Source organism: Flavobacterium sp. DSP2-3-1, from assembly GCF_049896865.1.
Taxonomy (GTDB): domain Bacteria; phylum Bacteroidota; class Bacteroidia; order Flavobacteriales; family Flavobacteriaceae; genus Flavobacterium.
The window spans coordinates 1-2,265 of record NZ_JAFCVD010000023.1 but is presented as its reverse complement, the minus strand read 5'-3'; the positions used below and the strand labels follow the sequence as shown (position 1 = coordinate 2,265).

The 2,265-nt window shown below is 29.9% G+C and carries 2 protein-coding genes; both read right to left on the bottom strand.

Going from position 1 to position 2,265, the window contains the following annotated elements; translation table 11 throughout:
- Nucleotides 1-758: 758 nt before the first annotated feature.
- Entirely contained in the window at nucleotides 759-1,382 is a 624-nt protein-coding gene (locus tag ACP7AT_RS15675) for a hypothetical protein (protein ID WP_426065375.1), read from the bottom strand.
- A gap of 148 nt (nucleotides 1,383-1,530) precedes the next feature.
- Complete coding sequence (locus ACP7AT_RS15670) at nucleotides 1,531-2,106, bottom strand: hypothetical protein (protein WP_426065374.1); 576 nt, start codon at nucleotides 2,104-2,106, stop codon at nucleotides 1,531-1,533.
- Nucleotides 2,107-2,265: the final 159 nt, after the last annotated feature.

The following is a 2,265-nucleotide window of genomic DNA, read 5'->3' as shown; positions in this document are numbered from 1 at the left end:
CCGTTGATGAATTTCATCCTTAAATATAATAAAAACCAACGAGTTATGCAAATTATTTGAACGATTTTTAATACAATTTATTTAACAGGGAGAAAGGAGGTTATTAGACAGTTTGACGTTACGCGGCTATGAGAAGTGCCTTCTCTACACCGCTTCACTTATAAGAGCTAAAATAGCCAAATTTTTCAATTTGTACTATTTTAACCAAAAAAGCGGAAGGCATTTCTCATAACCGCTGTTGGGAGTAGTTACTGAACTATTTACAATCAGAATCTTTATCAGTAACGGAGTTGGATAGACTACTCCTATCATTTTTTTTCAACACAATCTTAATCAATGAAACTAATTATTTATTGTGCTTAGCAAACCTGCTAGGCGAAGTCAATAATTGGGATTTTGGGGCGCTATTTTTTTTAGGATTTTTAAGTCAGCAAAAATAAAGTATTGACTTTGTCATTTATTTTCGATAACTTCGATAAGTCTTTTACGTTGTCAAACGTATTGAAAGTGAACTTTTTACGATTCTCAATCGAAAGACTTAAAGCTTAAATGCTTTCATCTTCTGAAAATCTCCAAAAAAAATATCCCGAAAATTCATTGTGTAAAAGGCATCGTAGTCTACGTGCCAATTACGCCCAACGTCTTGCTAGTAGGCGATGGTCGGGCTAAGTAAAAACAAATTTTCGGATAATTACAATTTTTCCAAATACAAAACAAATTTTGGTTAAGCCTAATTCCCGACTATTGCTTACTAGCGGTTAGCGGATGTCTCTTTTTATAAGTTCAATTTCTTTTTGCATTTTATATTCCCAATTTTTTCCGTTTCTCTTTTCTAAATATGGTTTTACAGTTTCTGAATATTTTTCTTGTGCTTGTATTTCAATCAAATCTACGATGCAACCTGTGTTTTTATATTTTACACCATATTTCTTTCTAATATTATCAATTCTATTTTCATTTTTTTGTGTATGCATCGGAAGTTGAAGTCCGCCAGCAAATTTATAAGTGACATTATCGTCTTTTACATCACGTTTTGCCTCTTTTATTAATTCGTTTTCTCGTTTAGTTAATTCACTCTTTGTTGTTAAATATAATTCTGTGAAATTGTAGATTAAGAATAATAGTAGTAAACAATTTAGAGAAAAGAAAACTCTACTAAACTTACTTATATATTTCAAATTTTTGATGTCAATTAAGCTTATTACAGTAGAAAAAAATGCGAAACTTAAAAATATTATTGACAACATTTTCCATTCGAGATATTTCGTACTCCACCAATACTGAAATTTCATTTCAATTGGTGAGAAGTAATCACCAAAAATAAAAACAAGTAATATTACTAATATTAATATTGCATTCAGATAAATGAATTTCTTTTTCATCCACATTTTTTTTGAGATATCCGCTAACGTTTTGGTACTACAGCGGGTTTGGGACTAAATTAAGATTTATTTTTCGGTTATCACTAAACATCCAAATACAAAACCAACTTTCCATCAAGCCAATTACCCAAATCCGTTGTAGTAGCTGTTAGCCGTTCGGTTTTTTAATTTTTATTTTAACATTAAATTGTCCATTAGTAATTTTGTGATATAATGGCGGTTGTTCAATACTGTTTGGTGCTCCTGCACCAATACCTACATTACCACTAAAAACACCTTGAACTAAAGAATCGATTCTCACAATTGTTGATTTTGAAGAATAAAATTCGTCTACATATCTGTTTGAACCATAATTATATAAATTACCATTCCATTGATTATTAAATTCTAAAAAATGATAAATTTGCTTGTTTAAATCAGGATATGTTCCTTCATCTATTTCTCTAACTGGAGTAACAAAAAACCAAATTAATATATTTTCGGAATTGTTATCTGAAGTTTTTTTTCCTTTAATTGATAATTTAACAGCATCTCGTCCAAACGTCCAAGGAATTGTATCTAATGTAGCATATGCTTCAATATTAAAAAAAGTTTCAACACCATCTATTTTCCCAACTATGGAGCCAACAGGGATGTTAATGTTAATTTTGGCGTCACTTTCTTCATCTTTACAACAAGAAAGTAATATTAGAGAACAAAATGTTACAATAAATATTTTTTTCATAATTTCTGTTTTTTAAGTATCTCGTTCCTCCAAACTGACGGCTAACGTCAGTTCGTCTAAAAACCTCTAATCGAACTCATTTTAGTTAACTAGTAAGTAAATATATGTGATTTAAACTACAATTGAAACTCTTTTTGGAAAAAAGCATTCTTCATTCTT